This window comes from Microcystis sp. M49636_WE2, assembly GCF_030065375.1.
GTDB classification, from domain to species: Bacteria; Cyanobacteriota; Cyanobacteriia; order Cyanobacteriales; family Microcystaceae; genus Microcystis; species Microcystis aeruginosa_C.
The window spans coordinates 1-6,872 of record NZ_JASJFG010000809.1; the positions used below are offsets into that span (position 1 = coordinate 1).

A 6,872-nucleotide genomic window follows, 5' to 3' on the forward strand; every position below is an offset into this window, starting at 1 on the left:
GCACCCCCCTTATCAAGGGGGGCAGGGGGGATCAAACCCCCCTTATCAAGGGAGATCCCCCCGCCTATCGGCACCCCCCTTATCAAGGGGGGCAGGGGGGATCAAACCCCCCCAGATAATTGACCCCCTAAACCAATACACTTGTGCTATAGCTTGCCCAAAAAAATTCCAGAAAAGGGAATGAGGGAAAAAAGGGAAAAAAAAGGGGAAAAGGGTTACAGGGTTCTCCCAGCACCGCACACCACCCGAAAACCGTCGTAGTTGACGTAGTCGCGGCGGTAGTTGATGTTGCGGTAAGCAGAACGGCAGTAATTTGGATTGTTGTACCAAGAACCGCCCCGCAATACACAATATCGGTCATCTATCAAGAGTTCATTTATACTATTTAATAAATTTTCATAACGATTATCAATATTTTTTTCGTCCCAAACGCTCCCGTCTGTGGGCGGTGCGCCTTGATAATCACCGTGCCACGGATCTAAACACCACTCCCAAACATTCCCGTGCATATCGTACAGCCCAAAGGCGTTGGGGGGATAGGAGCGGACGGGGGTGGTTTTATTTGGGGATTGTTTCGCCTTTTCTTGTTGATAGACCTTTGAACTATTGTAATTCGCCAGTTCTGCCGTGATCGTCTCGCCAAAGTGGAAGGGGGTGGTTGTTCCCGCTCTACAAGCGTATTCCCACTCGGCCTCGCTTGGTAAACGGTAATTTTTTCCCGTGTGACGGGACAGACGAGCGCAGAATTCGATCGCATCGTACCAACTCAGGGACTCGACGGGGTTGTTATCACTTTCCTTAAAACGCGCGGGGTCTGGATCGAGGTCTTTTCCCTCCCTCGGTAGGTGGGCCACGAACCGCCATTGCGCCAGGGTAATCGGAGTCTGGCTCAGGTAGAAGGCACTGACCCTCACGAGGTGTTGGGGTTTTTCAGACTCGTAATCGTCCTTTTCTCCCGGTGAACCCATCAGGAAAGTTCCCCCCGGGATAGCAACCATGGTCAGGGGTTCGATTTCCTCCCCTAGGGGTTCCTCGTAGTAGTAGGCCTCCAGGGGTTCTCTTTTGGTAATTTCTCCCCGTTTATCGACGTATAGGGTCTCGAAGGTGAATTTTAGGAGTTTTTCCGGGGTCAAGATTTCCTGTTTTCGCTGCCTCACTCTCTCCTCGATGTTTTGGGCGATATCGGCGTACTCTCCCCCCCAAGTGCGGAGAACAGCCGCGTCCACCTCAGCGAAATAGAGAGAGCGATCGCTGACTGCATCCGCTAGAGAACCCTGTGGATTGGGGATTAGAGCCGAAAAATCGCGAAATTCGCCGTAATGGTCGCGAATATAATCGCCGATGCCCCGCCAAATATCGATCGTGCGCCGGTTGGCACTATCTGCCAACAGTAACTGACGAATGCCGGGGTAAAAATCGTACCAAGCATCCGGAACCGTCGCTCCCTCCGGACTAAAGGTAGATTTTTCGACCAGTCCGCTAAAAAAGACCTCCGCTAGATGCCAATGTTTACTATCGGGTAAAAATCGCCGCTGTGCCAATCGCATCACCGGAGGAATCAGGGGAACGGCCGCCAGCACTTTAGCCAGTTCTCGGGCCAAGGGACTAGCATCGATTAAAAAGCCTCTCAATAACTCTTCCGGGGGTTCCGCTTCCGGAGCGGCTGCCTCTTCTTCTCCGGTTTCACCCATATTCACCCCCGCAGTGGTTGCTCCCATTAAAACCCCCTGAATGGAGTTACCACCGCTCCCAGCGATAAATTTCGCCCAGGTTGCAAAGTGAGCAGGGGATAGATTGAAAATGGGGAACTGATAGAGAATCTGCTTCGTGCGGAGTTTTTCCCCCACTTGCAGTATTGCATTGGCAGAAGCGGGACCCGGTGCAATCAAAGGCCGGAGTATTGCCCCCTCTAAAGCGGTTCGTTGCCATAGCTCCTGCGGGAAAATGTGAGCAATGGTGACGGGGTGTTCTTTTCCCAGATCCGCTAGGGTGGCGAAGGCAGACCCCGATCGCCAAGCTTTCCCCAAAGTATCGGTTAGGACGATAAAAAGTCGGTTTCCAGAGGGTGCAACCAGACTGCGAGGGTTCCGTTCGATTTGCCCGGCACCGGAAAGCAAACGAGCTTCATTTTCACCGGTCTCGAACCACCAAACCCGCACGTCCCTAAAAAAGCCTTGCCAACGGAAGAGGGTGGTCATTCCCCCCGCTAGATCTCCCCAAAATTCCATCGGGGGAGAGCGATCGATCAACAGGTGAACCTCTAACCAACGTTCTAGGGGGGGACGGAAAGCGAGCATCGGTAATCCCCCCGCTTCGGCCGTCCGTTCCACTGTAACCTCGATATCCAACTCGTCGGCCCGTAATCCAGGCACGCGACGCGCTAGGGGGAGAATTGCCTTACTGATGGCGGTGGGTTCGGGTATCGGAAAGGGATCGGGGACACGAACGGGAGAAGAACGATCGCTCTCGACCGAATCGCGCTTCCGGGAGGTCTGCATCGGGCGATCGATGTTTTCGGGATAGGCAACGGGGAGCGTTGACTCGATCGCTCCGGGGGGAGGGGTTTTTTCACCGCTGCCGGATGACCGGTTATCCTCCTTATCATTAGATGAGGTTGCTTCCGACTGTCCGGGCTGCTCCATCGACCAAGGCGCGATAATTCGATCGAGGTAAGCAGCGCACCAGATCAGTTCTGCCATTTCCCTCTCGTCTTCCCACCAGATAGCTTTTTTCCCTTCCATCTCTCCCCCTACCCTTGCAAGGATTTAAAGATGGTGTCTAGCAGCGATTGGCGATCGGTGGCGGTGAGGTCGTTTCCCTGTAGTAACAGATAGACCGCGTTGAGCAGTTGATCGGTGGCTAGTTTGTCTTTGCGTTTAATTCGATCGAGAAATTTCCGGATCAGATTTCTGGCCGGTTCGTCCAATTGATTTAGGCGCTCCGGTGGGAAACGTTGCTCTAGTATGCGATAGAAATCATCCTCGTTGTCGGGTTGTTCGAGTCTTAAACGCAAACATCGACGCAGGAAAGCAGGGGGAAACTCCCGGGCCTCGTTACTGGTCATGAATACTAGGGGGAACTCCTGACAAGACACACAACCTCGATCGATCGGGATTTTTTCCTCGCTGTCATCCTGTTGACCGCGATAGGGAAGAACGGATTGGTCGCCGGTTTTTAATCGTGTCAATTCCGGGATCTCAAAAAATCCCTCCTCGAAAATATGGAGGAGATCGTTAGGCATATCGATATCGCTTTTATCGATCTCATCAATTAGCAGCACCGCCGGTCGTCCTGGACGGGATCGATAAAAAGCCATCCCCATGGGGCCTAATCTTAGATAGCTGCCGATATCTGGTTCCTCGTACTCTCCCCCCTCTCCCACTTTCTGTCTTTGTAGGGAAGCTTCCTGTAACCGTCCGATCGCATCGTAGGCATAAAGACCCTCTTTAAGGGTGGTGCGGGAAACGATCGACCAACGGTAGGGGCCGGGTAGTCCCAATTCCCGCGCCACTGCGTAGGCCAGGGAAGTCTTGCCGGCGCCGGGGTTGCCCTCGATCAGTAGGGGACGACGCAAACAGAGGGCAGCATTCACCAATTCCACCGCTTTCTTATCCGCGACGAATCCTAAAGCCCTAGGGTCGATTTTTCCCTGTTCGGGCGGTATTTCCTGCGATTTTGCCGCTTTTGTCCATGCTTCCGGGGATAGGCTAAAACTGCGCCAAGGGGGTGGCGGTGGGATGCGATCGAGGTGTTTTCTTTGTTCTTCGGGTGTGGGTAAACTATCGGCACTCAGGGTCAAACCCCGATAGATGCGAAGGTCTTCTGGTTTGGTAACTGGTTTATTGGCCATTGGATTCCACCACTCTCGTGTTTAGAGGTCTTGGTCTCGGGGAGGGTTTGGGGTATAGATCGTCCCAGAAAAGGGCGATTTTTCGCTTGTTTCTGCGTAATTCTTTGATCTTATCGGGCCAGTTTTTCCATTCCGAGGGTTTTAGATCGTTATCTGTCATCGGTTGATTGGCGTTTCGACTCCAGACGGCGATCGGCAGGGATTCCACGATCTCTTCCAGATCGGCGATCGATGGTTCGGTTCCGATGTAGTAATCTTTCTGGTCAAGATCGCTATTATTTTCCCATAAAGCTCTCTTGATCTCCTCGATCTCGTCGCGTATCTCTCGGAAATCTTCATCAAAATAGCGATCGAAGGAGTTAATAAAAACAGGATACTCGTATCCGATAGATGGCCACTCACCGCATCTAAACTTAATATCTTCTAGGGAGTGTTTCAGCAAAGCAAATGGAAGGAAAAATTCAATCTCTAGTCTCACTCGATCGGGTAAATAGTAAAAAATTTCAGGAATTACCTGATAGAAACTATCTTGCATTTTTTCTATCATAAAATCTTGTTCTTTTTTATAGATATTCCATAACTTAATTTTATTGTTTATTCCCACAAAAAACATTGTATTTACATGAAAATATTCTGTTTGTAAGCCAGTATTATTATGTTTATCAATTGCGGGTGAGATTACAATTTGTATTCTTCCTTCTAGTTCGATATTTTTATTAAATTTATCCCACAATTCTATCGCATATTTTTTGATTGTGTCTAACTGCACACCATCCCTATATCGAACAGCTTCACCTTTCCAAGTATCAATATTTTCAGCAATATCTAGGGTTTCATTCTTAAATAACTTCAATCTGCACCATTCAGAAAATAAAATCAAAGGACATATTTCTTTATTAACTGGCTTACTAGACAAATCTTTTAGTTTTTCTATAAGCTCTTGTATGTTTGAAATAGATGACGATTTGGGATCTTCATAGACTAACAGAAAAGAGTTGATTAAAAATAAACTATTATCGGAATTAATATTTAAAATATTGAAAAGTTTTTCGATTAAATTAAATCGTTGATTTTCCCATTTTTGGTCAGCTTTAGGATAAGTAGGAAAAAAGATAGCATGGGTTTCAATTCCTAGCGCAGAATAATTAACACGCTGATTACTGTCAACATTTTGGTTCATTTTATGAACCAACCAACCTAGATCGACATATCCAGAGTGGGAATAAAAATCGATCGCTTCTATATCATCGAGAGCTTGTTGCAGCGATCGGGATAAAACGCCTTCGATCGCTGTATCTTTTGCCCTACAAGCTGCCATAACATGAATAGCTATATTAGCTCCTCGAACCGCTTCATATTGTTTGATCGCATCGCTAACGAATTTTATAATATCTCCCGCACCACTTTGGGAGTAACAAGTATCAATAATATAGAGAACTTGAGAGATGGTTACTTGGTTATTTTTAATAGGACGAACTAAGTCTTGAGTCGGTAAAGCCGTTGAAGGTATATCGTCACTATTTGTGTCTTCCAGTATGAGATAATGTCCATCCCCTTGACAATATTCGCCATGACCAGAATAGTAAAAAATAAGAATATTTTTCGTTCCATGCCGCTCTCTATCCCGAAGCCAATTAGGGAATAATTTTTTAAGATCGTTAGTTGTGGGATTCAAGTGTAAACTTGGCAGAACTCTTTCATATCCAAAACCACTGGTAAACAGACTGTTCACCAATTCTAAATCCGTCTCGACGCTGGGTAATTGCTCGAATGCGTTGTAATCCTTTGTCCCACAAGCGATTAGATAATACTTGATTTCTTCATCCATATCATTACCCATCAATCGATTAACCCCGATCGAATCGCTTCCCCAGTTTCAACCGCCGTCAGATACCTTTTGGCATCGTGAGCCTCGCAGCCATTATAAACTAACTTATCCTCGACAGTTCCCTCAAATAAAGGGTTGAGTTGCTTTGTCAACGCCACCACATCGCCATTGTCTGCGATATTCACCCATCTTTCCACATTTCCGGGCCAGCGCCCCAGGTTATTGCGGGGGGATGGTTGCAGTCGATCGAAAATTAATTGTCTTATCCCCAAAGGAGAACCGAGAGTGACAAAGACTTTAATCGGCCATTCTGGATGCTGACATAAAGTTTCGTAACAGACGATCGAACCGAGAGAATGAGCTACAAGTACCCGCGTATCTTCTTCATCGATACATTTTATTACTCGCTCTTGAATCTGCTGTTTTAGCTCTCGATTGTGTAAATAGCTCCCCACTTGCTTAAGATAAGAAATAACCAATTTCTCGGCAATGCTACCGAAAAACCGAGATTCACTTAACCCCGACAAAGCTCTCTGGATAATTTTCGGGGTAGATTTTTCTCTCAAAAGGCTATCTGCATTGGGATGATTATTTTCTAATCGTTCCGTTTCTTGCCACCACGACTGGAGTAATTCTTTTTCCCAATCGGAATCGACATCATTAACATCGTAGTTCGGGATGCCGATCGCTTTCGATTTTCCCCGAAAAATATCTCCGTAAAACGCACAACGAAAATCAGTATCGGACTGTAACTCGGTTCCTGCGAGTTTCAATCCATCCTTGAGACTTGGCAACCACTCAGCAGAAATCGTGTGGCTACCCCTAAATTCTTGCGCGATACCGTGAACACCGACAATTTTAGCCATGATCGTGCGGTTACAGGGCTTCCCTATCCCTGTTAATTTTCAATTTTAAACGGTTTTTCCCACTTTAGAACAAGAATAAAATAAGTAGCTGGTTATATAGCGTTTCTGATTTATAAGAGGTACATTCCCAATCCTGAACAGCTTAATCAGCAAAGGTTTAAGTGTGCCGCACAGATGCGAGAACCGCTATAATTAAATTAAAAATGGATTTTAGGTTCGATCCCCCCTTAGTCCTAGAGTTGATTCATAGTAGGGTTGATTCATGAATCAACCCTACCCTTAGTCCCCCCTTGATCAGGGTGGTGTCTGATAATTTTTAACGCCTACC

General features: G+C 47.2%; 4 protein-coding genes. All 4 read right to left on the bottom strand.

All coding sequences use genetic code 11. The annotated features are described in order from the left end of the window. Window positions 1–215: 215 nt before the first annotated feature. The 4 genes from PX484_RS18410 to PX484_RS18425 are packed head-to-tail and all read right to left on the bottom strand — an operon-like array spanning window position 216 to window position 6,544. Window positions 216–2,741 carry a formylglycine-generating enzyme family protein gene (locus PX484_RS18410; RefSeq protein ID WP_287768272.1) on the bottom strand — a complete coding sequence of 842 codons (2,526 nt, stop codon included), beginning with the start codon at window positions 2,739–2,741 and terminating at the stop codon, window positions 216–218. An 8-nt stretch (window positions 2,742–2,749) separates the two neighbouring features. Continuing rightward, a complete protein-coding gene (locus PX484_RS18415; RefSeq protein ID WP_287768275.1) occupies window positions 2,750–3,850 on the bottom strand; it encodes an AAA family ATPase in 1,101 nt (366 codons plus the stop codon). Beyond that, entirely contained in the window at window positions 3,840–5,690 is a 1,851-nt protein-coding gene (locus tag PX484_RS18420; RefSeq protein WP_353845719.1) for a VMAP-C domain-containing protein, read from the bottom strand. The genes PX484_RS18415 and PX484_RS18420 overlap by 11 nt, the downstream gene beginning before the upstream one ends. After that, window positions 5,690–6,544: a hypothetical protein gene (locus PX484_RS18425; RefSeq protein ID WP_287768280.1), complete on the bottom strand. Its 855-nt coding sequence runs from the start codon at window positions 6,542–6,544 to the stop codon at window positions 5,690–5,692. The genes PX484_RS18420 and PX484_RS18425 overlap by 1 nt, the downstream gene beginning before the upstream one ends. Window positions 6,545–6,872 lie beyond the last annotated feature (328 nt).